The organism is Novosphingobium capsulatum NBRC 12533, from assembly GCF_001598375.1.
GTDB classification, from domain to species: Bacteria; Pseudomonadota; Alphaproteobacteria; order Sphingomonadales; family Sphingomonadaceae; genus Novosphingobium; species Novosphingobium capsulatum.
In genome coordinates, this window is sequence record NZ_BCYV01000005.1 from 260,443 (window position 1) to 285,672 (window position 25,230).

The following is a 25,230-nucleotide window of genomic DNA, read 5'->3' on the forward strand; positions in this document are numbered from 1 at the left end:
CATGGCCAAGTGGGCCATTACCCTGCACATAGCAAGGCATGACGAGCCCAACAATTGTCTGGCTGCGCCGGGATTTGCGCCTGCAGGACCAGGCCGCCTTCGCTGCCGCAGCCGCCAGCGGCAACCCGGTCATTCCGGTCTATGTGCTGGACGACGAAACCCCCAAGCACCGTCGCATGGGCGCCGCATCGCGCTGGTGGCTGCATCACAGCCTGGAACGGCTCGATGCGCAGTTGCAGGCCATGGGATCGCGCCTGATCTTGCGCCGCGGCAAGTGCGATGCCGCGCTGGCCGCCATTCGCCGCGAGACCGGCGCGCGCGTGGTTCATGCACTGCACCATTACGAGCCGTGGTGGCGCCTGGCCGAGCGCGCGGTGGGGAAGGCGCTGGATTTGCGCCTGCATCACGGCAATTTCCTGCTGCCACCCGGCACGGTCACCACCGGTGCGGGGCAGCCATACAAGATCTATACGCCGTTCTGGCGGGCCAGCCTGCAGCAGTTGCCGCCGCCGCCGCCCCAGCCTGCGCCCGCAAGGCTACCCGCCCCAGCGTTCTGGCCAGCGAGCGACGACCTGGACGATTGGCGGCTTTTGCCCCAGCGCCCGGATTGGGCGGGAGGCATGCGCGAAACCTGGACGCCGGGCGAGGCGGGGGCAGCGCAGCGTCTGGAGAAATTCGTCGGCCGTGCGCGTCGCTATGACGAGCAGCGCAACCTGCCGTCTTGTTCGGGCACCTCGATGCTGTCGCCCCATCTCCATTTCGGGGAAGTGTCTCCCGCCACGGTGTGGCACGCCGTGGCCGATGCCGGCGGTAGCGTGGACGTGTTCCTGAGCGAACTGGGTTGGCGCGACTATGCCCAGAACCTGATCCTGCAATGCCCCGATTACGCCACGCGCAATGGCCGCGCGGCATTCGATGCCTTGCCGTGGCGTGACGCACCTGAAGAACTTGCCGCCTGGCAGCAGGGGCGCACCGGCTATCCCATCGTCGATGCCGGCATGCGGCAACTGTGGCACACCGGCTGGATGCACAACCGCGTGCGGATGATTGCCGCCAGTTTCCTGATCAAGCATTTGCTGATCGACTGGCGCGCGGGGGAGCAGTGGTTCTGGGATACGCTGGTCGATGCCGATTACGGCGCGAATGCCACCAATTGGCAGTGGGTGGCGGGTAGCGGCCTGGATGCCAACATGTTCGTGCGGATCATGGCGCCGCTATCGCAATCGGCCAAGTTCGATGCGGCGACCTATATTCGCGAATGGGTGCCCGAGTTGCGCCATCTCGACGATGCCGACATTCATGATCCACAGCGCCCACCGCGCGGCTATCCGGCCAAGATCATCGATCATGGTCAGGCGCGGGCGCGGGCTCTCGCCGCGCATGGCGCGATGAAGGCGCAGGCTTGAGACGAGATTATCGGTAGCGGCAGGGGCGGGCGGCTCAGCGCCCGTCGCCGTCGGCCTCTCCGCCATAGCGCAGCAGCAGCGCGTCATGCTCGCGCTGGGTCAAAAGGTTGGCAAAGGCACAGCCGACCAGGCCGGCATGCCACCACACGACCTCGGCCTCGCGCAGTTCCAGGCCGGGCAGCGTGAGGTAAACCTTGCTGCCCTGGGCCAGCCGCACCGAAGCGAGCGCCGAAAAGCCGGCCAGTGAGAGATCAAGCACCAGGGTTTGCGCGGCGCGGGCCCCGTTGCGGCGCAACTTGGCCGGAATGACCATGCGCGAGCGCGGGGCGCAGCGATCGTCGCTGGCGGCTGCTTCGTAATCCTGCTGCCAATTGATTGTCGGCATTGGCCCTGACCTGCTGAAGCCGTGGTTCCAGGCCGCGCAGCACGCGGCCGTTGTGGAAGCATGAGGAAAGTGCGTTACCAGCAGGTTAACAGGCGCAATGACACCCTAAGATTTCATGCGATTGTGACATGTAACCGCGCGGAAAGCTCAGGCGGGTTCGTCCACCCGCTCGCGGTGCGGGCTGGTGAAATCGGCGCTGGCCAGGGCGACGATGCGCGCAGCCACCGTTTCGGGCGGCTTGACGCTGGCCGGATTTTCGCCGGGATAGGCCTTGGCGCGCATCTTGGTGCGCGTGGCACCCGGATCGACGATGGCCACGCGAATGCCCGAGATCGCGGCCACTTCCTGGGCATAGCTGGCCAGGAGATTGTCGAACGCCGCCTTGGTCGCGCCATAGGCGCCCCAATAGGCGCGCGGCGAGGCGCCGACGCTGCTGGTCAGGCCGATGACGCGCGCATCCTGGCTGCCCTTGAGCAGGGGATGGAACGCGCTGATCAGCGAGTGCGTCGCCAGCACGTTGAGCGTGATCGCGCGGCTGAAATCGCGCGGCTCGATCTGCCACACCGGGGTGAGGGCCGGCAGCACGGCGGCGTTGATCACCAGGATGTCGAGCGCCACCCAGCGTTCGGAAATCGCCGACGCCAGGCGCGCCACGCCATCGGGTTCGGCCAGGTCGACCGGCGCGATCGTGGCATTGCCACCGGCCTGGAAGATTTCGTCTTCCACCTTTTCCAGTTCGGCCGCCGTGCGGGCCACCAGCACCACATGGGCACCAGCGGCTGCCAGCGCCCGGGCCGTGGCGGCACCGATGCCCCGGCTGGCGCCGGTCACGAGGGCGACACGTCCGGCGAGCGGCGTTTGCGCGTTGGCGGCCGACACGATCAGGCCACCTTGGCGGGCTTGGCCTTGAGCTTGACCGGCGAACAGCCCGGCGCGCGATCACCCATATCGGTAAGGCGCGTGGGATAGTCACCGGTGAAGCAGGCGTCGCAATACTGCGGGCAGGTGCTGTTGCGCTGAACCTCGCCCACGGCGCGATAGAGACCGTCGATCGAGACGAAAGCCAGGCTATCGGCCTGGATGAATTCGGCCATGGCGGCAATGTCCATCCGCGCGGCGAGCAGCTTCGAGCGTTCCGGCGTGTCGACGCCATAGAAGCACGAATGTTCGGTCGGCGGGCTGGCGACGCGGAAGTGCACTTCGCGCGCGCCGGCTTCGCGCATCATCTGCACGATCTTGAGGCTGGTGGTGCCACGCACGATCGAATCGTCGATCAGCACGATGCGCTTGCCGGCCACCAGGGCGCGGTTGGCGTTGTGCTTGCGCTTGACGTCGGCATTGCGGGCGCCGTCAGAGGGCTGGATGAAGGTGCGGCCGACATAGTGCGAGCGGATGATGCCAAGCTCGAACGGAATGCCCGATTGCTGGGCATAGCCAAGCGCAGCGGGAACGCCGCTGTCGGGCACTGGGATCACGAGATCGGCATCGGCCGGGTTTTCCAGCGCCAGCTGCGTGCCGATGGCCTTGCGCACTTCATAGACCGAGCGGCCACCCAGGATCGAATCCGGGCGACTGAAATAGACATGCTCGAAGATGCACGGGCGCTGCGGCGTGTCGCCGAACGGGCGATGCGTCTGGATCGAGCCGTCGAGGGCCACCTGGACCAGTTCGCCCGGCTCCACTTCGCGCACCATGTCGGCGCCCACCACGTCGAGTGCGACGCTTTCGCTGGCGAACACCACGGCATCACCCAGCTTGCCCATCACCAGCGGACGGATGCCGAGCGGATCGCGACAGGCGATCATGCCTTCGGGCGTCATGCAGATCAGCGAATAGGCGCCCTCGACCAGGCGCAGCACATCGACGAAGCGATCGAGCAGCGTGGGATAGCGGCTGGTGGCCACGAGGTGGATGATCACCTCGGTATCCGAGGTCGACTGGAATATCGCGCCCTTTTGCACCAGATCGCGCTTGAGGAACATCGCGTTGGAAATGTTGCCGTTGTGCGCGATGGCAAAGCCACCGGCAGCAAGATCGGCAAACAGCGGCTGCACATTGCGCAGGCCCGAACCACCCGTGGTGGAATAGCGGACGTGGCCGGCGGCCATCATGCCCGGCAGTTCGGCGATTGCCTGGCCGCTGGAAAAGTTCTGCGCGACATGGCCGATGCCGCGGCGGGAGAAGAACTCCTGCCCGTCGAAGCTGGTGATGCCCACCGCTTCCTGGCCGCGATGCTGCAGGGCATGGAGCCCCAGTGCCGTCATCGCTGCCGCATCGCGCGCGCCAAGCACGCCGAAAATGCCGCATTCCTCGCGCAGCTTGTCGCCGTCGCGGTCCTCGAAGGGGTTGGTGGTGATCATCTGTCTCGCAAGCGCTCGCGCCAAAGACTCGCACCGGTGCGAAATGCCCCGGCCGAGCAATGGCGCCCATGTGGCGACGTTTGCCGCCAAAGGCAAGGGTGCGCGCAGCCCAGCCATTTGGCGTGGCCCGATTCAGGAGAAATTATCAATTAGCGCCATACAGTTGTTCAAGAGCGGCGATCACGGTGCAGCTGGTTTCCAAAACTTTACCATCGTATTGCGCGCTCAGCGCTGCCCCTTAGGTTGGAATTAACCATTTGGTGGCAGGTATAAGGGCCATGCAAACCGCCGTTCTTCCTCGGCCCCGTCTGGCCATAACCCCGGCAGCATCGCTGCGTGCCGCGCTCGTTACGGCACTCGCCTTTTTCATCAGTGCTTTCCTCGCCATCGAGTACAGCCGGCTGAGCGGCGGCGTGGCGATGGTGTGGGTTTCGAACGCGGTTCTCGCCTCGCGACTCAATGCATTGCCGACGCGGGTATGGCCAGCAACGATTGCCGCAACCGGCGTCGCCAGTTGGCTCGTCACCGGTTTGTTCGGGCTTGGCTGGCTGGCCGCGCCCGCGATGATGGTGATCAACCTGTTCGAGGGCGTGGTCGCCGCGGCGATCCTGCGCCGCCTCATGAAAGACCACTGGCCGCAAGACACTGCCGAATGGATGGCCGGCTACAGCCTGGGGATCGGCTTGTTCGTCCCGGTGATCGGCGCCATGCTGGCGGCGGTGATCGTATGGCTGACACTGGGCCAGCCGATGCGCGCCAGTTTCGTGGATTGGCTGGTGGGCCATTCGCTGGGCCTGTTGATTTTCCTGCCGGCGGGCAGCCTGTTGTGCCTCGCCTGGCAAACGCGCCAGCCGCTGGTGCCCAAGGGCAATGGCCTGCGCGCGCTGCTGCTGATCGGCGTGATGATCGTGCTGACGATCGCGGTGTTTTCGCAGATCGCCCGGCCCCTGCTGCTGTTTCCGCTGTTGCTCGTGCTGTTTGGCGCGGTTTGGGCCAATGCCATTGTCGCCCTGACCCTGCCGATCATTCTGGCAACGGTGGGCGGGTTGATGACCGTGCTGGGCCACGGCCCGATTGCCGACATGCAACTGGCGCCCACCGATCTGCATGTCCTGGCCGGGCGGTTGCAGTTCTTCCAGGTCTATCTGGGCATTACCGTGCTGGCCGTGCTGCCGGTGGTGGCCGAGCAGGAACGCCGCCGCCGCCGCATGCTCGATCTGGCGAACAGCGAAGCGCGCTATCGCCTGCTGTCAGACCATGTGAGCGACGTGATCATCCACATGAGCCAGCGCGGTACGATCCGCTATGCTTCTCCCGCGATCACGCAATTGACCGGCCATGTGCCCGAACAACTCCACGGCGTGGATTTCCGCCAGATCGTGACGGAAGAGCACCGTGCCGCCGTGGCCGCTGCCTGGAATGCTGCCTTGGCCAGCCCGGGTGAACCGGTGGCGGTGGAGTTCCTGGGCCTGCCGCTGGGTGGCCCGGCGCGCTGGTTCGAGACCCATTTCCGCGCTGTCACCAACGAAAAAGGCGAGATCGATGGGCTGGTCTGCGTGACGCGCGACATCGCCCAGCGCAAGCGCATCGAGGAAGACCTCTCGCGCGCCGCGCTGACCGATCCGTTGACCGGTATTCCCAACCGCCGTGCCTTCTTCGAAACCGCCGAGCGCGTCGGCGCGCTGGGCGTGCCTTCGGCGCTGGCGGTGGTGGACATTGACTATTTCAAGCAGGTCAACGATCGCTATGGGCATGCCGTGGGCGATCGCGTGCTGCGCGCTTTTGCCGAGGCGGCCGTGGCGGCCGTGCGCTCGACCGATTTCGTGGCCCGCATCGGCGGGGAGGAATTTGCTGTCCTGCTGCCCGATACCGAACTGGTTCACGCCGAAAAGGTGTGCCAGCGCCTGGCCAAGGCGGTGAACGCGCTGGCGGTGGATACGCCGCAAGGCCCGGTCAAGATTACCATCAGCGCAGGCATCGCCGCGCTGGGTAGCCATCCAGATGCCGCGCTGGCGGCGGCAGACAGCGCGCTCTATCGCGCCAAGGCCGAAGGCCGCGCCCGGCTGCGCGTGGCCGCCTGAAAGGGCTTGGCAGCACCAGACGCGGGAACCATTGCGGCACTCCATGATTGGGCAGGGGCGTCTTGCCCTGTCGCGCCCGCCGTCCTAAAGCCGCGGCCGACAAATCCGTCCAGTTCCAGCGCGAAAGTGTGCCGCCTTTGATCCTCTCGCCTTTCGAATGGACCATCGCCAAGCGTTACATGCTACCCGGACGCGGAGAAGCGTTTATTGCCATGGTGGCCGGCATCAGCCTGGCCGCCGTGATGCTGGGCGTGGCTGCGCTGGTGATCGTGATGAGCGTGATGAACGGCTTTCGCGCCGAACTGCTCGACAAGATCGTGGGCCTCAACGGCCACGCCGTGATCCAGGCCTATGGCGGGCGGCTTGAAGATTGGCAGGATATCCTGGCAAAGCTGGAAAAGACGCCCGGTGTCACCCGCGCGTCGCCGCTGATCGAGCAGCCGCTCTTGGCCAGCTTCAACGGCCGGGTGGAAGCCATCCTGGTGCGCGGCAATACGTCGAAGGATATCAACCGCCTGTCGGACAAGCTCAAGGCCGGCAACCTGGCCGCCTTGCAGCCCGGCAGCGACAATGTGGCAATCGGGTCGCGCCTGGCCGAAAGCCTGGGCGCGCAGGTGGGTGACACGATCACGATCATCAATCCCGCCGGCCGGTCTACGCCGTTTGGCACGGTGCCCCGCCAGGTGGGCTACAAGGTCGCCGCGATCTTCGAGATCGGCGTCTACGATTACGACAATGCCTTTGTCGTCATGCCCATCCCCGATGCGCAGACCCTTCTGCTCACCGGCGATTCCATCGGCATGATCGAAGTGACGACCACCGACCCCGATACGGTGATGACCACGCTTGGCCCGCTCAAGAAGCAGTTGGAAGGCCGCGCGCAGATCACCGACTGGAAGACGATCAACGCCAGCCTGTTCGAGGCCCTGGCCGTGGAACGCGTGGCGATGTTCGTGGTGTTGTCGATCATCGTGCTGGTCGCGGTGTTCAACATCCTTTCGTCGCTGATCATGCTGGTTCGCGCCAAGACGCGCGACATCGCGATCCTGCGCACGATGGGGGCATCGCGGCGCAGCCTTCTCAAGATCTTCATGGCCATCGGCTTTGTCATCGGCGCGCTGGGGACGATCGTGGGCCTCGTGCTCGGCTTCGTGTTTCTCTATTTCCGCCAGCCGATCGTGCATCTGGTGGAACTGCTCACCGGCCAGAACCTGTGGGACCCTTCGATCCGATTCCTGACCGAGCTGCCCAGCCGCAGCGACCCGGTGGAAATCATCGTGATCGCGCTGATGGCGCTGGTCCTGAGCTTCCTCGCCACCCTCTATCCCGCCTTGAAGGCGGCCAGCACCGATCCGGTGCAGGTGCTCCGTTATGAGTGAGACGGCCATGAACCAACCCGTCGTCCGCCTGCGCAACCTGCGCCGCAGTTTCGAGCAGGGCGGCGTGCGCATCGACGTGCTGCGCGGCGTGAACCTCGATATCCGCCCCGGCGAAATCGTCGCGCTGCTTGGGCCATCGGGCTCGGGTAAGTCCACCATGCTTCAGGCGGTTGGCCTGCTCGAAGGCGGCTTTGAAGGCATGATCGAGATTGCCGGAACCGATGCGGCCAAGCTCAACGGCGATGCCCGCACCGTGTTGCGCCGTGATCACCTGGGCTTTGTCTATCAGTTTCACCACCTCCTTCCCGATTTCAACGCCACCGAAAACGTCATCCTGCCCCAGCTCGTTTCGGGCAAGGCAGAGCGGGAAGCGCGCGAGCGGGCGACCGAACTGCTCACTGCGCTGGGCCTGGGCCACCGCCTCGATCATCGCCCCAGCCAGCTTTCGGGCGGCGAGCAGCAGCGCGTTGCCGTGGCCCGCGCGCTGGCCAATCGGCCGGCGCTGGTTCTGGCCGATGAGCCGACTGGCAATCTGGACGAGGCGACCGCCGACCGCGTGCTCGACGAATTTCTCAAGCTGGTGCGCGGCGAGGGCAGCGCTGCGCTGGTCGCCACGCACAACGAACGGCTTGCCGTGCGCATGGACCGGGTCATGCGCCTGAACGAGGGCGTCTTGGTGTAAGCCCAGGTTCAGATAGGTATTGCTTTGCTATGGAAACCGGAGAACGCTTTGTGCGTTGCCGGGGAACCCAAGGAGGGTTTTATCAGATGAATACCACAATTCGTGCCGAAGGCCGCGCAGGTGCCCAAGATTTCTGGAACGATCACGCCACGATCGTGACGCGCGATGCCGCGGGCAGCGTGCTGCATGGCTTTGCCGTGCTGCATTCGGGCAGCTTTGCCGAAATGGTCCGCATGATGGGACGCATGCCCGAAGCCGATCGCAACGACCTCGTCATCGAAAAGTCCGGCGATCGCAGCTATGGCCCGGCCGAAGCGCTGGAACTGTTCAAGCGGGCTGACTTCCCACTTTAATGCGGTGAACCAAGGCATTGATTTCGGGGGCCAAGCCGTGGCAACACGGCATGGAGACGGGACCGACCCGGAGCGATGCCTGCGGAGCACTGTCATGCATGATTCTGCCATAAGCGAGCGGAAGACCATTGCCGATTTCGACGCGCGCTTGCCCAATGGTGAGCGGGTCAGCCTGGCCGACCGGCTCGGCAAAGTCGTGCTGGTGGTGAACACCGCATCGAAATGCGGTTTCACCCCGCAATACGAAGGCCTGGAAATGCTATGGCGCCGTCACCGCGATGCCGGGTTCGAAATCCTGGCGTTTCCCTGCAACCAGTTCGGCGCGCAAGAGCCCGGCTCGGCTGACGAGATCGCCAGCTTTTGCCAGGTGAATTTCGGCTTGAGCTTTCCCCTGATGGCCAAGGTTGACGTCAACGGCGATAAGGCCGAACCCTTGTTCGATTGGCTCAAGGCGCAGGCGCCCGGCGTTTTGGGAACGAAGGCGATCAAATGGAACTTCACCAAGTTCCTGATCGATCGCAACGGCCATGTCGTGCGCCGCTACGCCCCCACCGACAAGCCCGAGGCGATCGAGGCTGACATTGTCGCTTTGCTTTGATGGCGTGCGAACGAATTAAGGAGCGGGGCCCCGGATCAAGTCCGGGGTGACGAGACATACGTGTGGTATAGAATTAACGTCACCCCGGACTTGATCCGGGGTCCCGCTGCTCTTCGGCCCTAGGCCGCATGCTGTGATCACCCGTCCGTGAATTGCGCATACCCCTTGCGGCGTTCCAGGCTCCTTCCGCAGCCCAGCTTGTTTCGGTTGTAAACAGTTGGAGGTTTTGTACAAAAACCGCCAACCGCACAATCGACGCAGGGGGCAATCATGATCAAGCCAATTCACGCCATGCTGGCTGCCACAGCCATGGTGTCATGCCTGGCAGGCGGCGCTGCGCTGGCGCGTGATACGTCCACCGCGCCGGCCGCCACCGCGCCAGCCAGCGCAGCCGCCGCGCCGGCCGCCACCGCGCCAGCCAGCGCAGCCGCCGCGCAGGACGCGCGCCTGGCGGCATTTCTCGACCAGGAATTTACCGCTGAATTGGCGCTGCGGCCGCAGCTTGCCACGCGCCTGGGCCGCAAGGAAGGCATGGACCGGCTGGACGACAACAGCGACGCCGGCATGCTGCGTCGCCTGGAATGGCGGCGGGGCAGCGTTTCCCGGATGAAAGCGGCGTTTTCCCGTGATGCGCTCTCTCCCGAAGGACGCATCAACTACGATATCTGGGCGCTGGAACTCGATCGGGCCGAACTGCAATACCGTTTTCGCCGTTATCAGCCGCCGTTTTATTCCTACCTCTATTCCGTCCACGCCGAACTGCCCAATTTCCTGATCAACACGCATCAGGTGCAGGACGCTTCAGACATGGCGGCCTATATCACGCGGTTGCGCGCGATCCCGGCGGTGCTCGACACCGCGATCGGCCAATCCACCCAATCGGCGGCGATGGGCATCTTGCCGCCGCGGTTTCAGCTGGAGCGCGTGATTTCCGGCAGCAAGGGTCTGATCACCGGCGCGCCGTTCGACAACGGCCCGGCCTCGCCCTTGCTCAACGATGCCGAAACCAAGATCGCCAAACTGCTGGCGGCCAAGGCGATTTCGCCGGTGCAGGCAGCCCAGCTGACCGAGCAGGCTGTCGATGCGGTGCGCGCCTTGCAGCCAGCCTATCAGCGGGTAATCGCCTGGGCGCAGGGCAATCTGGACAAGGCGCGTTCGGGCGTGGTCGGCGTCGGCACGCTGCCGGGCGGGGCAGACTGGTATGCTGCGGCGCTGCGCCTCAACACCACGACCGACCTGACGCCCGAACAAATTCACCAGACCGGCCTTGCCGAAGTGACGCGCATCAATGCCGCCGAAGACGCCCTGGCGCGCAAGGCCGGGTTTGCCGATGCTGCTGCGCTGCGGGCCGATATCGTGGCCAAGGACCCGCCGCGCCCGTGGACCGACGAATTGCGCGCGGCGCGCCTGGCCAAGTCCAACGCCATCGTCAATGCCAACCGCGCCCTGCTGCCCAAGGTGTTCACCATGCTGCCGGCCTATGGCGCCGAGGTGGTGCGCGAGCCGGCATTCAGCGAAGTAGCCGGTGGCGCCGCCCACGCTGCCTCTGCCAGCGCCGATGGCAAGCGCCCAGGACGCGTATGGCTGCACATGCTGGGCGAGAAAGACCCCGACGCCACGCTCTATACGCTGATGTGCCACGAGGGCATCCCCGGCCACCTGATGCAGGGCGATATCCAGGTGCGGCAGACTGGTACGCCGCAGTTCCGCAAGGCCTATACCTATGTCGCGTTCAGCGAGGGCTGGGCGCTCTATGCCGAGCGGCTGTGCAGCGAAATGGGGGCGTTCCCCGATGCCGCCGCCGATCTGGAGCGGCTGGATGCCGAACTTTTCCGCGCCGCGCGCCTAGTGGTGGATACCGGCATCCATGCGAAGGGCTGGTCGGAAGATCAGGCCGTGCAATACCTGATCGATACCGCGCATCTGCCGGCGCAGCAGGCCGGTTCGGAAGTGCGGCGCTATATCACCGTGCCGGGGCAGGCGACTGGCTACAAGGTCGGCATGCTGCGAATCGTCGGGCTGCGGGAAAAGGCGCAGGCCGCTTTGGGCGCCAAGTTCGATCTGCGCGGCTTCAACGATCTGGTGGTGAGCGCCGGTTCGGTGCCGCTGTCGGTGCTGGAAGGACGGGTTGACGCCTGGATTGACGGCCAGCGGGCCAAGGGGTGATCGTTATCTGTTGATGAGGGCACGCTGCCCCTCAAAATCGGGCGAAGGCCATGCTATCTTGATGCCATGGCCTTCGCACCCTTCGTTCCGCTGCGCGTCTTTTCGTCGTACACCATGCTGGACGGGGCGATCGACCCCAAGGCGATTGCCAAGACCGCAGAAAAGCGCGGCTTCCCGGCCATCGCCATTACCGACCGCAATGGCCTTTATGGCAGTGCTGCCTTTGCCAAGGCGTGCAAGGACGGCGGCGTCCAGCCGATCATCGGCACCATGCTGGCCGTTGCTCGGCCCGAACGCGAGGGGGCATCTAGCCCCGGCTTTGGCCCGCAGGCGCCGACGATCGATTGGCTGGCGCTCTACGCCCAGGATTCGCGCGGCTATGACAATATCTGCCATCTGGTCAGCCGAGCCCACCTCGATCGCCCGCTGGAGCATGCACCGCACGTGCTGCTGTCCGATCTGGAAGGCTATACCGACAGCCTGATCTGCCTGACAGCAGCGGGTGAGGGGGCGCTGGTGCGCCTGCTGGCCGGCGAACAGCAGTCTGCGGCCGAAGCCTATTGCACGCGGTTGCAGGCGCTGTTTCCCGATCGGCTCTATATCGAAGTGGCACGCCGCAACGAGGCCAACGAGCAGGCCGCCGAAGAGGCGCTGATCGCGCTGGCCTATGCCCGCGATCTGCCGCTGGTGGCGACGAACCCGGCCTGCTTTGCCGACGCGCAGTTCTATGATGCGCACGATGCCATGCTGTGCATCGCCAGTTCCACCCATGTCGACAGCCCGGACCGGCCGCGCTCCTCGGCGCAATGGTGGATCAAGCCGATCGAGGCGATGCAGGAGCTGTTTGCCGACCTGCCCGAGGCATTGGCCAATACCCTGGTGGTGGCGCAGCGCACCGCCTGCATCCCGCCCAAGCGCAAGCCGATCCTGCCTAGCCTGGCGGGCGACAAGGAAGGGGAAGCGCTGGCCTGCGCGCGCGACAGCCGCACTGGCCTGGTCGAGCGGCTCAAGCCCTATTACCCGGAACACTGCCACGCCGAACTGTCGCAAGTCCTGTGCCTTGAGCCGGAGGCAGAACCGGACGGCGCAGACTATCCCGAACTCGTGGCTGCGGGCGTGTGGGACGAGGTGCTGGAATACCGCAAGCGGTTGGAGTTCGAGGTTTCGATCATCAACCGCATGGGCTTTGGCGGCTACTTCCTGATCGTGGCCGACTTCATCAAGTGGGCCAAGGATCATGACATTCCGGTGGGGCCGGGGCGTGGTTCGGGTGCCGGTTCGCTGGTCGCCTGGGCGCTGACCATTACCGATCTCGATCCGATCAAGCTGGGCCTGCTGTTCGAACGCTTCCTCAACCCGGAACGCGTTTCCATGCCCGACTTCGATATCGACTTCTGCGAAACCCGGCGTGGCGAAGTGATCCGCTATGTCCAAGCCAAGTATGGCGCCGATCACGTGGCGCAGATCATTACGTTCGGTAAGCTGAAAGCCCGCGCCGTGCTGCGCGATACCGGGCGCATCCTGCAGATGAGCTATGGCCAGACCGACCGGCTGTGCAAGATGGTGCCCAACCATCCCACCGATCCCTGGACGCTGGAGCGTGCACTCAATGGCGTGATGGAACTGAAGCGCGAGTACGATCGCGATCCCGAGGTCAAGCGCCTGATCGACCTGGCGCGCCAGCTGGAAGGCCTGCCGCGCAACAGCTCTACCCACGCGGCGGGCGTGGTGATCGGGGACCGGCCGCTGGCGAAACTGGTGCCGCTCTATCGCGATCCTCGGTCAGACATGCCGGTGACCCAGTTCGACATGAAGCATGTCGAGGACGCAGGGCTGGTCAAGTTCGACTTCCTCGGCCTCAAGACCCTGTCGGTGCTGCGCAAGGCGGTGGACCTGCTGGCCAAGCGCAGCATCACCATCGATCTGTCGCTGCTGCCGCTCGATGATGCGGCGGTCTATCGCCTGCTCCAGGTGGGTGACACGGTCGGCGTGTTCCAGCTGGAATCGGAAGGCATGCGGCGCACCCTGGCGGCGGTGAAGCCCACCAATTTCGGTGACATCATCGCGCTCGTCTCGCTCTATCGCCCTGGCCCGATGGACAACATTCCCTTGTTCGGCCGCCGCAAGAATGGCCTGGAAGCGATTGAATATCCGCATGAAAAGCTGTCGGGGATTCTGGCCGAAACCTATGGCATCTTCGTTTACCAGGAACAGGTGATGCAGGCCGCGCAGATCCTGGCGGGCTATTCGCTGGGCGACGCTGACTTGCTGCGCCGCGCCATGGGCAAGAAGATCCAGGCGGAAATGGACCAGCAGCGCCTGCGCTTCGTGGCCGGGTGCAAGGAGGTGTCGCAGATCGAGGCAGGCAAGGCCAACGAACTGTTCGACTTGATCGACAAGTTCGCCGGCTATGGCTTCAACAAGAGCCATGCTGCCGCCTATGCCTTGCTGGCCTATCACACCGCTTGGTTCAAGGCGCATTACCCGCACGAATTCTATGCCGCGTCGATGTGCTTCGACATGCACCAGTCGGAAAAGCTCAACATCTTTGTCGACGACATGCGCCGCAACGGCGTGGCGCTGGCGGGGCCTGACATCAACCATTCCGAAGCCGAATTCACCGTGGAGCGGACCGCCGATGGCCACGCCGTGCGCTATGCCCTGGCTGGCCTGCGCAACGTGGGGGAAAAGGCGATGGACGCGATCGTCGCGGAGCGGGAGGCGAGTGGCCCGTTCGCCTCGCTCGACGATCTGTTCAAGCGCATTCCCGCTGGCTCGATGAACCGGCGCCAGCTTGAAGCCTTGGCGGCGGCCGGCGCGCTCGATGGGTTGGAGCCTAATCGGGCCAAGATCATTGCCAACGCCGAACTACTGATGGCCGTGGCCGATGAAGCGGTGCGCAGCCGCACCTCTGGCCAGGGCGGCCTGTTCGGCGGCGACGGGCATGATCAGCCGGCCACGCGGCTGGCGGAAACCAAGCCATGGAGCCGCGCCGATCAGATGGCGGCCGAGCGCGAGAACTTCGGCTTCTATTTCGCCGCGCACCCGGTGGAGGAATACCGCGCCGTGGCGAGCGCCAATGGCGCGCGCACCTATGGCAGCCTGATGGCGGGTTCTGGTGATGGTGGTGGCGCCGCGCGATCGGCGGCGGTCATGGCGGCGCTGGTGGAAAACGTCCAGAAGCGCAAGACCAAGCGCGGCAAGGACTTTGTCATGGCCGACTTTTCCGACAGCAGCGGGCTGTTTTCGGCCTCGTGCTTTGAAGAAACCCTGGTCGACGATTTCGTCGCCTGGGCGCGCGAAGGCACCTGCGTGCTGCTCAATGTCGAACTCGATCGGCCCAACCCTGACGAGCCGCCACGCGTGACCGTGCGCGGCGCCCGCCCGCTGTCGAGCGTGACCAGCGCGGCGCGCATGCACCTGACGCTGGACGTGACACGCGAGGATGCCCTGCGCGAACTGGCGCTGCTCTTGCCGCGCGAGCCCGATGGCAAGGGCGAGGTGATCGCCCGGCTGCGCACCGCAAGCGGGGCCGAGCCGCGCGTGCGGCTGGGGCGCAATTTCAAGCTCGACAGCGATTTGATCGAACGGCTGATGCCGATCGAAGGGCTGGCCAACATGGCGCTGACGGCCAAGGCCGACCTGCGGCTGGTGAAATAACACGTCAGCCGGGCGACAAGACCCGGCAGTAACGAAAGGGCAGAGCGATGCTGGGCGGAATGCAGGACTGGCCGCTGCGCGTGGGCCGCTTGGTCGATCACGCCGCGCGAGAGCATGGCGCGCGGGCGATCGTCAGCCGCTGGGCGGATGGCCGCGAAACCGAAACCACCTGGAGAGAGGTGCGCGACGATGCGGCGCGGCTGGCAGCGACGCTGCGCCGCGTCGGTGTTCAGCCCAGTGATCGCGTGGCGACGCTAGCCATGAACCACGCCCACCACCTGGCTGCTTGGTATGGCATTCCCGGCGCCGGGGCGGTGCTGCACACGGTGAACCCGCGCCTGTTCGACGATCAACTCGAATTCATCGTCAACCACGCCGAAGACCGGGTCATGCTGTTCGACGCGGTGTTCGCCCCGCTGGTCGAGCGGATGAAACCGCGCTGGCCCAGTGTGGAGCATTACGTCTGCTTTGACAGCGACGGCCCTGCGCCAGCCTTTGCCGACTGGATCGGCGACGATCGCGCCGCGTGGGTTGAGGGTGATGAGCGCGAGGCCTGCATGCTGAGCTACACCAGCGGCACCACGGGCAATCCCAAGGGCGTGCTCTATTCCCACCGCTCTACCGTGCTGCACGCGCTCTCGATGTTGCAAAACCAGGTCTTTGGCCTGGAAAGCCGCAGCGTGATGCTGCCGGTCGTGCCGATGTTCCATGCCGCCTGCTGGGGCGCGCCGTGGGCATCAGCCAGCGTGGGCGCCAAGCTGGTGTTTTCTGCCGTGGCCGAGCCGGCGGTGCTGTGCGATCTGCTGCATCGCCACGCGGTAACCGCCGTGGCGGGTGTGCCCACGGTCTGGCTGGGGCTGACGCAATATGTCGACGCAACGGCCGATGGCGCCTTTCCCCCGGCTCTGCGCGATGTGCTGTGTGGCGGATCGGCCCTGCCACGCGCGCTGGTGGAGCGGTTCATGGCGGCGGGGCTGCGCGTCAGCCATGCCTGGGGCATGACCGAAACCTCGCCCATTGGCACGTCTGGCGGTGAGCCGTGGAACTGGGACACGCTCGATTTCCAGGCGCAGGTCTCGCTCAAGGCGATGCAGGGGCGCCCGCCGTTTGGCGTGGAGATGCGCTGCGTCGATCTGGGAAATGCCACGCGCGTGCTGCCCCGCGATGGCAAGACGGCAGGCGCGCTGCAGGTGCGCGGGCCGTGGGTGATCCAGCGTTATTTCAAGGCCGAGGCCGATGCCGTGGATGGCGACGGCTGGTTCGACACCGGCGACGTGGCGATCCTCCACCCCGAGGGCACGTTGCAGATCACCGACCGGACCAAGGACGTGATCAAGTCGGGCGGGGAATGGATCAGTTCGGTCGATCTGGAAAACATCACCGTTGGCCATCCGGCCGTGGCCGAAGCCGCCGCGATCGGCATTCCCCATCCGCGCTGGGACGAACGCCCGCTGCTGGTGGTGGTGCTGCGCCCTGGAATGACCGCCACGGCGGATGACCTGCGCGACTATCTGTCCAGCCGGGTTGCCAAATGGTGGCTGCCCGATGCCGTGGTCTTTGTCGAAAGCCTGCCGCACACCGGCACCGGCAAGATTTCCAAGAAGGATCTGCGCGCACAATTCCATGGCTTTTCATGGGATCAAGCGCCATCATCGGCGGCAATCAACGGGAGAGAACCATGATCGTCACGACCACCGAAAACATCGCCGGCCATGAAGTGGTGGAAAGCCTGGGGCAGGTGTTCGGCGTGGTGGTGCGCAGCCGCGGCCTGGCTGGCAACATCGTGGCGGGCCTGCGCACGATCATTGGCGGCGAGATCAAGGAATATTCGGCGCTGGTCGAAGATACGCGGCGCCACGCGATCGATCGGCTGGTGATGAATGCGCGGCTGATGGGTGCCGACGCCGTGGTGATGATGCGCTTTGACTCTGGCTCCATCGGCCAGACCATGAACGAGGTGGTGGCCTATGGCACGGCCGTGAAGCTGGCCAGGCCGTGACCGGCGGGGCACGCATCGCCGCGCTGGTGACAGCGGGGCTGGTCGGCCTGGGCGGAGTGGCCCTGCATCTGGTGACGGGCCATGGCTGGGGCCTGATCGGCCTTGGCGCGGTGATTGCGCTCGGCACGCTGTTCGAAGGGCGTTACCGCGCGCGCCTGCCCGAAGGGCAGGTGCAGTGGCAACGCACCGGCGAGTGCGAGGTGGACGTGGAAACCGGCGCGGTGGTGGAAGTGTGGTACGATCCGCTGACTGGCGCGCGCAAGTATGAGCCGGTTGCGGATTAATTGGGCGCTCAGGTTTCCACCACCCCCGACCCCCTCCTATAAAGAGGAGGGGGAGTTAAGTAGCTGACATAAAAGCCCCCTCCTCTTCAGAGGAGGGGGTTGGGGGTGGTGGAAATCATGCGCCGCACCTCTCAAAACAAGTCCATCTGCCCATCCCGCGAAGGCGCGCGGAACTGGCTGCAATCGAGGTTCAGCCGCTCTTGCGGTATCCCGGCCCGGCGCAACGCCAGGCGAAAGCGGGTGCGGACGAGATCGGCCCACACGCCCTGTGGTTTCATCCGGGTGTGGAAGCTGGCGTCATAATCCTTGCCGCCACGCATCGATTGCACGGTGTGCATCACCTTGGCAGCGCGATCGGGAAAATGCGTGTCGAGCCATTCGCGGAACAGCGGCGCCACCTCGTGCGGCAGGCGCAGCATGATCCAACTGGCCGAGCGCACGCCCAGCGCGCCGGCATCCATCAGGATCTGTTCGAGGAACTGATCGGTAATGGCCGGAATGATCGGCGAGACGCCGACATGCGCGGGAACCCCGGCCTCCACCAAAGTACCGAGCGCCGCCATGCGCTTGGCCGGGCTGGCCGCGCGCGGTTCGAGCAGGCTGGACAGGCGCGGATCGAGGCTGGTGATCGAGATGCCGACCGCCACCAGCCGGCGCGCCGCCAGCGCGCGTAGCAGATCGAGATCATCGAGCACGCGCGCAGACTTGGTGGTGATGGTGACGGGGTGGCCCACGTCCAGGCACAGTTCCAGCACCTGGCGCGTGATGCGATAATCCCGCTCGATCGGCTGATAGGGATCGGTGTTGGTGCCCATGGCCAGTGGCCTTGGGCTATATCCGCGCTTGGCAAAGGCCTGGCGCAAAAGCGCGGCCGCCTGCGGTTTGGCAAACAGCTTCGTCTCGAAATCGAGGCCCGGCGAGAGATCGTGATAGGCGTGGGTTGGTCGGGCGTAGCAATAGATGCAGCCATGCTCGCAGCCGCGATAGGCATTGACGCTGCGGTCAAACGGAATGTCGGGAGAGGCGTTGAACGTGAGGACCGACTTGGGAAATTCCTCGGTCACCGTCGTGCGCAGGGGCGGGGCGGCGCCGTCGATATCAGGCGCCATGTCACGCCAGTCGCCATCGGCCTCGCGCTGGGCAAGGCCAAAGCGCGTGGGCACCGCGCCGGATTGCGCACCCCTGCCTTTGATCGGTTGCATGCATGAGAACATAGCATGAACATAAACGCAGAGGAAGCCAGTTCCTCCCCGGCACGGGGAGGGGGACCAGCCAAAGGCTGGTGGAGGGGTGTCTATCCCTCGCACGGCGTATCGGGCTGACAATCCCCTTCACCACGCTTCGCGCGGTCCCCCTCCCCGGCACGGGGAGGAGCTTACTTTTCGAGCAGCCTTGGCATCAGTTCGACGAAGTTGCAGGGGCGATTGCGGCTGTCGAGCTGTTCGGCCAGGATGCCGTCCCAGCCATCCTTCACCGCGCCGTTCGAGCCGGGCAGCGCAAAGATATAGGTTCCGCGCGCCACCACGGCGCAGGCGCGGGACTGGATCGTGCTGGTGCCGATGGTCTTGTAGCTGAGCCAGCGGAACAGCTCGCCAAAGCCGGGAATGTCGCGGGTCTTCACCCGGTCGAGCGCTTCTGGCGTCACGTCGCGGCCGGTCAGCCCGGTGCCGCCGGTGATCACCACGGCATCGACCTTGGGATCGTCGATCCAGTTGTTGAGCCGCGTGGCGATGACGCCGGCATCGTCCTTGTCGATGCCGCGCGCCACCAGGCTGTGCCCGGCATCGCGAATGCGCTGGGCGAGGATGTCGCCCGAGGTGTCCTCATCCGGTCCGCGCGTGTCGGACACGGTGAGCAGGGCGATGTTGATCGGCTTGAAAGTGCGCGTCGTGTCTATGGCCATGGCGGCGTGATGCGCTCAATTCCCGCCCATCGCAACCCGGACATTGTCTGCGCCGGCCAGGCCCGGGAACTTGGGCCACAAGCCCTGGACCAGGCCGATCCGGCTATCCGACGGGCCACCGGCCTGGCGTTCGTACATCCAGTAGTTGCGCATCACGGCAGAAACATAGCCGCGCGTTTCCCAATAGGGGATCGATTCCATCCACAGCAGCGGGTCACCCTGGTCCTTCACCTGGGTGTTCCAGCGCGCCACCGGCATCGGGCCGGCGTTGTAGGCGGCGATCACCTTGGGCAGCAGCCCGCCGGTGGCGCCATTGTCGCGCAGCCGCGTGAGGTAGGTCTGGCCAAACGCCAGGTTCACCCCGGGCAGATCGAGCTGGGTGTCGCGGCCCTGCATGACCGGATCGGCCCGTGCCATGTCACGCGCGGTGCCAGGCAGCACCTGCATCAGGCCCTTGGCGCCGGCCGGGCTGGTCACCGCCGTGCGGAAGTTCGATTCCTGCAGCGAGTGGGCAAAGAGCAGCGCGGGATCGACTTTCCAGCCATTGGCCGGGACCCACTTGGGCGCGGGGAAGCGTGCCGCTTCATCGGCGCGCGCGCCAGCCGGGGCGTTATAGGCCATCCACAGCTGGGTGGATGGCAGGCCCAGGTCGCGCGCCAGGCGCGAAAGCGGGGCATACTGGCTGGGCGCACCGATCCGCGCCTGATAGCGCAGAACATCGTCGGCCAGACCATCCTCACCGATTTCAGCAAGCTGGACGGCGAGGCGCACATTGTTGACATCGCGAAGCGATTGCCAATCGGTAGCGGAGAAATCGGGCGCTGGGGGCGGCGTCGCGCTGCGCAGGCCCAGCGCCTCTGCGGCCATCATGCCATAGAGCGTGTCGCTGTTGCGGGCAGCGGCGCGCAGCATGCCAGACACCTTTTCCGGCTGGCGGCAGCGCACCATCGCGCGGCTGGCCCAGTAATAGCCGGCCGAAACCAGTTCCGGGTTGCTGCCCTGCGTGGCCGCCTGCTGGAACGCATCGGCCGCGGCCATGCAATCGTCCATGCGCCAGGCAGCGAGGCCGGCGGTCCACAGCGCCTCGGCCACCCAGGGGCCAGAGCCGCCCTGCGTGGCGGACAGCGCGACGAGCCGGGCGTTGGCATCGTCGTTTTCGATGTAGAAGCTCCAGCCGACCTTCTGGCGCCATTCGGCGCGGGCGTCGGAGGAAAGGTTGGCGTCGATCCCATCGAGCAGCACGCGCGCGCCCGTGGGGTCGTCGGCCTTGATCCGCTCTTGAATGGCCTGGGCGACGCTATCGGGCATTGTGCCATCAGCAATGCTGCGCGGGCGGGTGCGGCGCGGCGTGCTGGGCAGCGTGGCGAACGATTGCGCGCTGGGCGTGATCGGCAGCGAGATGGCCCCGCGCTTGAGCGCCAGGCGGCCGAGCTGGTCGGTCCACGGCAGATCCGGCGCGCGGGCGATCAGATCGGTGAGCGAGGCGAGATCCGCCTTGGGCGATGTGGCGGCCAGATAATACTGCGCGCGGGCCACGGCCTGAAGCGGGCCATCGCTGCGCTGGGCCAGCATGGTCTGGACATTGGTCCAGTCCTGCCGCTCGATCGCGGCGAACAGCTGGGTGTAATAGGTGCGGTCGTCCTGGCTGAGCAGGGTTGGCACCGCGGTGCGGTCTGCGCGGCTGCGGAAGTACTCCACGGCCGCGCTGTTGGCGTGTGCAGGCGCGGCCAGGCCGGCGATGCAGGCAAGGGCTGCAGCCGGCAGGCAAGCGCGGTGAAAGCGCCGGATCATCACGTCAGGTCTGTTCCCGTCCAGTCAAGCAAGCGGTTCCACAAGGCCGCCTTGTGCGCCGGGCGAGCCACGAGCGCCGCAAGATCGTATGCGAAAACCGCAGGTACGCATCCACCGTCATGGTTAAACTCTCGTAAATCGGCAGCATTATTCGGCAAGCTGTGGCCAAGAAGCGTTGAAATGCCGCTGCGGCCCAGGATCAGCATGCGTTGCGGCGCGGCAAGGGCGGCGTGATGGGCGAGGAGTGCGCCCAGGCCTTCTGCCCGCAACTGGCCCCAATCGGGCATCGGCACATGCACCGGCAGGGCGGCTGCGCAATAGACCTGTTCGCGCGCCAAGCCCAAAGCGGCCAGCATCCCGTCCACTACCTTGCCGCCTCGTCCGCTGAGCAGGCCGGCTTCGTCATCCGCCTCGGGCATGGGCAACAGGATCATCAGCGGCGCGCCGGCCGGGCCGGCGGGGGCGATGCGGCGCGCTGGCGGGAAGGGCAGGCTGGGCGTTTCCAGCCACCAGGCGTGGAAATCATCAAGGGTTTGCGGCCAATCCCGCGCCAGGCCGCCCATCGCCGGCGGCGGTGGTGGCGGGGCAAAGCCGGCGGCGCCATTTCCGGCCTTGGCATTGGCATTGGCCTTGGCCGCAGCCTTGCGGTCGCTTTCCAGCCAGGATTGCGGCGTATCGCTCAACATTCCATCGAGCCCGGCATCCTCCCACCAGGCAAAGGCAGCGTCGACCAGGGCAGACAGGGAATGGCCGGCGGCCGTGCCGGCAGGGGGCTGGCTCATGCCGCAACCTGTGGCGCGATGCCTTTTTGTCTCATGAGGCGGCTTGTCATGCACACCCTATTGACCTTGGGCGCCCCAGCTTTCAAGGCTGCGCTGCATAATCGCGTGATTAACAGCCCTCAGCAGGAACGGGCGATGGAGCGGGGACGATGAGCGAACGGGAATCGATGCCTTATGACGTGGTGATCGTCGGTGGTGGGCCTGCAGGCCTGGCTGCCGCGATCCGGGTGAAGCAGCTCAATCCCGAACTTTCGGTGTGCATCCTGGAAAAGGGCTCCGAAATCGGCGCGCATATCCTGTCTGGCGCGGTGGTCGATCCCAAGGCGTTGGACGAACTGCTGCCCGAATGGCGCACCATGGGCTGCCCGATGGCCGAAGTGCCGGTGACCGACAACTGGCACTGGGTGCTGACCAAGACCAAGAAGTACGCCATCCCGCACTGGCCGATGCCGCCGTTCATGTCGAACGAGGGCAACTACACCGGTTCGCTTGGCAACCTGTGTCGCTGGCTGGCCGAACAGGCGACCGAACTCGGCGTGGAAATCTTCCCCGGCTTCCCCGCTGCCGAAGTGCTGTTCAACGAGGCCGGCGCCGTGATCGGCGTGGCCACGGGCGACATGGGCGTGGCCAAGGATGGCAGCCACAAGGGCGATTACCAGCCCGGCATGGAACTGCATGCCAAGTACACCCTGTTTGCCGAGGGTGCGCGCGGCAGCCTGACCAAGCGGCTCAAGCAGCATTACGATCTTGAGCGCGATTGCCAGCCGCAGGTCTATGGCCTGGGCATCAAGGAATTGTGGGACATCGATCCGGCCAAGCACGTGCCGGGCCGCGTGCTGCACACCCAGGGCTGGCCACTGTCGGAAAGCAATTCGTGGGGCGGCGGGTTCCTCTATCACCAGGCCAATAACCAGGTGGCCCTGGGCTTTGTCACCGCGCTCGATTACGTCAACCCCTATGTCTATCCCTACGAGGAATTCCAGCGCTGGAAGCAGCACCCGGAAATCCGCGCCATCCTGGAAGGTGGCCGCCGCGTGGCCTATGGCGCGCGCGCGATCAACGAAGGCGGCTGGCAATCGGTGCCGCGCCTGTCGTTCCCCGGTGGGGCGCTGATCGGCTGCTCGGCCGGCTTCGTTAACGTGCCGCGCATCAAGGGAAGCCATACCGCGATGAAAAGCGGCATGCTGGCGGCCGAGGCAATCGTTGCGGCAGCGGCAGCCGGGCGCGAGCATGACGACATGGTGGAATACGATGCCGCCTTGCGCGACAGCTGGATCGCCAAGGAACTCAAGCTGGTGCAGAATGCGCAGCCGCTGGTGTCGAAGTTCGGCGGTTCGTGGGGCACGATCCTGGCCGGGGCCGACATGTGGGCCCGCGTGCTCAAGGTCAATCCGGTCAAGGGCCTCAAGCATCATACCGATGCGGAGGCGACGCAGCGCGCCGATCTCTACAAGCCGATCGCCTATCCCAAGCCCGATGGTGTGATCAGCTTCGATCGCCTGACCAGCGTGTCGTTCTCGTACACCAATCACGAGGAAGACCAGCCGTGCCACCTGGTGTTGAAAGACCCCGAGGTGCCCACGCGCGTCAACCTGCCGCTCTATGCCGGGCCAGAGGCGCGGTTCTGCCCGGCGGGTGTCTATGAATTCGTGGGTGTGGAAGAAGGCACGCCGCGCCTGCAGATCAACGCGCAGAACTGCGTGCATTGCAAAACCTGCGACATCAAGGACAAGACCCAGAACATCGACTGGGTCACGCCAGAAGGTGGCGGTGGCCCCAATTATCCCAACATGTAAGGCCCTGTTGTTCAGACCATGGATGAAACGGCCTTTGCCAAGATCAACCTGGCGCTGCACGTCCGCGCGCGGCGCCAGGATGGCTATCACGCGCTGGAAACTGCGTTCGCCTTTGTCGACACCGGCGATGAACTGGCGGTAAGCCCGGCAGCGCAGGATGCCTTGCGCGTGGTCGGTGAATTTGGCGGAGAACTGGCCGATCCCTTTGGCAATATCGTGGCCAAGGCGCTGACTACGCTGCCGCGTGAGCAAGGCTGGGCGGTCACGCTGGAAAAGCGCTTGCCGGTGGCGGCCGGGATGGGTGGTGGATCGGCCGACGCCGGCGCGGTGTTTCGCCTGGTCGAGCGGGCGCAGGGCCTGCCGAAGGATTGGCACGCGCGCGCCGCTGCGCTGGGCGCCGATGTGCCCGCCTGCGTGGCGAGCCAGGCTTGCATCGGGCGCGGTACCGGCACCGAGTTGGAAGCGGTGGACAACGACTTGGCCGGCTGCCCGGTGCTGCTGGTCAATCCGCGCATTCCGCTGGCGACCGGACCGGTGTTCAAGGGCTGGGATGGCGTCGATCGCGGCCCGCTGCCGACCGGAAACCTGCGCACCATCGCGCTGGACGGGCGCAACGATCTGGAAGCACCGGCGCTGGCGCTGGTGCCGCAAATCGGTGAGGTGCTCGCCGCGCTGCGCGCCACGGGCGCCTGGCTGGTGCGCATGTCTGGGTCTGGCGCAACTTGCTTTGCGCTGTTTGACGATACGGCCGCGCGCGATGCCGCGCAGGCGGCCATGCCTGGCGCATGGTGGACGCTGGCCGGAGCGTTGCGATGAGCGCCGAGGCCTGGACCCTGTTGGGCACGCCCACAACAGGTGGGGTGCTGATCGTTTCCGACCACGCATCGGCGCGTGTGCCGGGCGATATCGATCTCGGCATCGATCCTGCCTTGTTGAGCCAGCACATGGCCATCGACATTGGCGTGGCCGGCATTGCCGCCATCCTGGCGCAAACCTCGGGCGTGGCGGCATTCCTGGGCGGGGTGAGCCGGCTGGTCTGCGATTTCAACCGCGATGCCGATGCGCCGGGCGTGGTTCCCGAAGCGAGCGACGGGCATGCGATCCCCGGCAACCGGCTCGACGCCGTTGCCCGCGCGGCACGGCTGGCACGGTTCTTCGATCCTTATCATACCGCGCTGGCGCGAATGCTGGCGGCGAATGAACCGGCGCTAATCCTTTCGCTGCATAGCTTTACGCCGCGTCTTTCAAGTGATCCCGAACAGCAGCGGCCGTGGCACGTCGGCGTGTTGTACAACGAGGATACGCGCGCCGCACATCTGACGCTCGATTGGCTGGGTCAAGAGCCGGGCCTGTGCGTGGGCGATCAGCAGCCCTATTCGGGGCGCCTGCTCAATGCCACGATGAACCGCCATGCCGAGGCGCACGGGCGGGCCTATGTCGGGCTGGAACTGCGCCAGGATCTGATCGGCGATGCGGCGGGCCAGGCGGATTGGGCCGCGCGACTCTCCCGGTTGTTGCCAGCGGTGGTTGCGGGCCTCGCCAAAAAGTCGCAAATGTAACCTTGGACGCGTCGGCTCACGTGGAGTAGGGGCACGTGCTTGCGCC

At 65.5% G+C, this 25,230-nt stretch carries 21 protein-coding genes; 14 read left to right on the forward strand and 7 right to left on the reverse strand.

The genetic code is table 11. The features are described from left to right. Positions 1 to 38 precede the first annotated feature (38 nt). Positions 39 to 1,406, forward strand: coding sequence for a cryptochrome/photolyase family protein (locus tag SCA01S_RS02895; RefSeq protein WP_062782665.1), 1,368 nt, complete (start codon positions 39 to 41; stop codon positions 1,404 to 1,406). Between the two features lie 34 nt (positions 1,407 to 1,440). Here the strand turns inward: SCA01S_RS02895 and SCA01S_RS02900 are convergent, their stop codons facing one another. The 3 genes from SCA01S_RS02900 to purF all read right to left on the reverse strand — a co-directional run bounded on the left by SCA01S_RS02900 (position 1,441) and on the right by purF (position 4,151). Then, entirely contained in the window at positions 1,441 to 1,791 is a 351-nt protein-coding gene (locus SCA01S_RS02900) for a PilZ domain-containing protein (RefSeq protein ID WP_062782668.1), read from the reverse strand. Between the two features lie 147 nt (positions 1,792 to 1,938). Next, entirely contained in the window at positions 1,939 to 2,670 is a 732-nt protein-coding gene (locus SCA01S_RS02905; RefSeq protein ID WP_062782671.1) for an SDR family NAD(P)-dependent oxidoreductase, read from the reverse strand. A 2-nt stretch (positions 2,671 to 2,672) separates the two neighbouring features. Next, positions 2,673 to 4,151, reverse strand: a complete 1,479-nt coding sequence (gene purF / locus SCA01S_RS02910) for an amidophosphoribosyltransferase (RefSeq protein WP_062782673.1) — start codon at positions 4,149 to 4,151, stop codon at positions 2,673 to 2,675. A gap of 278 nt (positions 4,152 to 4,429) precedes the next feature. Here purF and SCA01S_RS02915 point away from each other — a divergent pair, with 278 nt between their 5' ends. The 10 genes from SCA01S_RS02915 to SCA01S_RS02960 all read left to right on the forward strand — a co-directional run bounded on the left by SCA01S_RS02915 (position 4,430) and on the right by SCA01S_RS02960 (position 17,353). After that, positions 4,430 to 6,232, forward strand: coding sequence for a sensor domain-containing diguanylate cyclase (locus tag SCA01S_RS02915; RefSeq protein WP_022675275.1), 1,803 nt, complete (start codon positions 4,430 to 4,432; stop codon positions 6,230 to 6,232). 137 nt (positions 6,233 to 6,369) lie between these two features. Further along, positions 6,370 to 7,611 (forward strand): lipoprotein-releasing ABC transporter permease subunit, encoded by a 1,242-nt coding sequence (locus tag SCA01S_RS02920; protein ID WP_062782676.1) that lies wholly within the window; start codon positions 6,370 to 6,372, stop codon positions 7,609 to 7,611. A 7-nt stretch (positions 7,612 to 7,618) separates the two neighbouring features. After that, entirely contained in the window at positions 7,619 to 8,293 is a 675-nt protein-coding gene (locus tag SCA01S_RS02925; RefSeq protein ID WP_022675277.1) for an ABC transporter ATP-binding protein, read from the forward strand. Between the two features lie 86 nt (positions 8,294 to 8,379). Then, positions 8,380 to 8,646, forward strand: a complete 267-nt coding sequence (locus tag SCA01S_RS02930; RefSeq protein WP_022675278.1) for a hypothetical protein — start codon at positions 8,380 to 8,382, stop codon at positions 8,644 to 8,646. Positions 8,647 to 8,740: 94 nt separating this feature from the next. Beyond that, positions 8,741 to 9,244, forward strand: coding sequence for a glutathione peroxidase (locus tag SCA01S_RS02935; RefSeq protein WP_062782679.1), 504 nt, complete (start codon positions 8,741 to 8,743; stop codon positions 9,242 to 9,244). A 270-nt stretch (positions 9,245 to 9,514) separates the two neighbouring features. Continuing rightward, a complete protein-coding gene (locus SCA01S_RS02940; protein ID WP_245652418.1) occupies positions 9,515 to 11,410 on the forward strand; it encodes a DUF885 domain-containing protein in 1,896 nt (631 codons plus the stop codon). Between the two features lie 66 nt (positions 11,411 to 11,476). Further along, positions 11,477 to 15,070: a DNA polymerase III subunit alpha gene (gene dnaE / locus SCA01S_RS02945; RefSeq protein ID WP_062782681.1), complete on the forward strand. Its 3,594-nt coding sequence runs from the start codon at positions 11,477 to 11,479 to the stop codon at positions 15,068 to 15,070. Positions 15,071 to 15,117: 47 nt separating this feature from the next. Next, positions 15,118 to 16,752, forward strand: a complete 1,635-nt coding sequence (locus tag SCA01S_RS02950) for a long-chain fatty acid--CoA ligase (protein ID WP_062782684.1) — start codon at positions 15,118 to 15,120, stop codon at positions 16,750 to 16,752. Continuing rightward, on the forward strand, positions 16,749 to 17,069 hold the full coding sequence (locus tag SCA01S_RS02955) for a YbjQ family protein (protein WP_022675283.1): 321 nt from the start codon (positions 16,749 to 16,751) through the stop codon (positions 17,067 to 17,069). Before SCA01S_RS02950 ends, SCA01S_RS02955 begins: the two co-directional genes overlap by 4 nt. Then, a complete protein-coding gene (locus tag SCA01S_RS02960) occupies positions 17,066 to 17,353 on the forward strand; it encodes a hypothetical protein (protein ID WP_062782687.1) in 288 nt (95 codons plus the stop codon). Before SCA01S_RS02955 ends, SCA01S_RS02960 begins: the two co-directional genes overlap by 4 nt. A 131-nt stretch (positions 17,354 to 17,484) precedes the next feature. Here the strand turns inward: SCA01S_RS02960 and SCA01S_RS02965 are convergent, their stop codons facing one another. The 4 genes from SCA01S_RS02965 to SCA01S_RS02980 form a co-directional block, all read right to left on the reverse strand. Next, positions 17,485 to 18,555 (reverse strand): PA0069 family radical SAM protein, encoded by a 1,071-nt coding sequence (locus SCA01S_RS02965; RefSeq protein WP_062782690.1) that lies wholly within the window; start codon positions 18,553 to 18,555, stop codon positions 17,485 to 17,487. 173 nt (positions 18,556 to 18,728) lie between these two features. Beyond that, positions 18,729 to 19,256, reverse strand: coding sequence for a molybdenum cofactor biosynthesis protein B (moaB, locus tag SCA01S_RS02970; RefSeq protein WP_062782692.1), 528 nt, complete (start codon positions 19,254 to 19,256; stop codon positions 18,729 to 18,731). Between the two features lie 15 nt (positions 19,257 to 19,271). Further along, positions 19,272 to 21,047, reverse strand: coding sequence for a lytic transglycosylase domain-containing protein (locus SCA01S_RS02975; RefSeq protein ID WP_022675287.1), 1,776 nt, complete (start codon positions 21,045 to 21,047; stop codon positions 19,272 to 19,274). Next, complete coding sequence (locus SCA01S_RS02980; protein WP_062782695.1) at positions 21,047 to 21,829, reverse strand: uracil-DNA glycosylase family protein; 783 nt, start codon at positions 21,827 to 21,829, stop codon at positions 21,047 to 21,049. The genes SCA01S_RS02975 and SCA01S_RS02980 overlap by 1 nt, the downstream gene beginning before the upstream one ends. Positions 21,830 to 21,978: 149 nt before the next feature. Between SCA01S_RS02980 and SCA01S_RS02985 the strand changes: the two genes are divergently transcribed. Genes SCA01S_RS02985 through SCA01S_RS02995 form a run of 3 tightly spaced genes read left to right on the forward strand, consistent with a single transcriptional unit; the run spans position 21,979 to position 25,184 of the window. Further along, entirely contained in the window at positions 21,979 to 23,625 is a 1,647-nt protein-coding gene (locus tag SCA01S_RS02985) for an electron transfer flavoprotein-ubiquinone oxidoreductase (protein WP_062782698.1), read from the forward strand. Positions 23,626 to 23,643: 18 nt separating this feature from the next. Then, positions 23,644 to 24,441: a 4-(cytidine 5'-diphospho)-2-C-methyl-D-erythritol kinase gene (locus tag SCA01S_RS02990; RefSeq protein WP_062782701.1), complete on the forward strand. Its 798-nt coding sequence runs from the start codon at positions 23,644 to 23,646 to the stop codon at positions 24,439 to 24,441. Continuing rightward, complete coding sequence (locus SCA01S_RS02995; RefSeq protein WP_062782704.1) at positions 24,438 to 25,184, forward strand: N-formylglutamate amidohydrolase; 747 nt, start codon at positions 24,438 to 24,440, stop codon at positions 25,182 to 25,184. The genes SCA01S_RS02990 and SCA01S_RS02995 overlap by 4 nt, the downstream gene beginning before the upstream one ends. Positions 25,185 to 25,230: the final 46 nt, after the last annotated feature.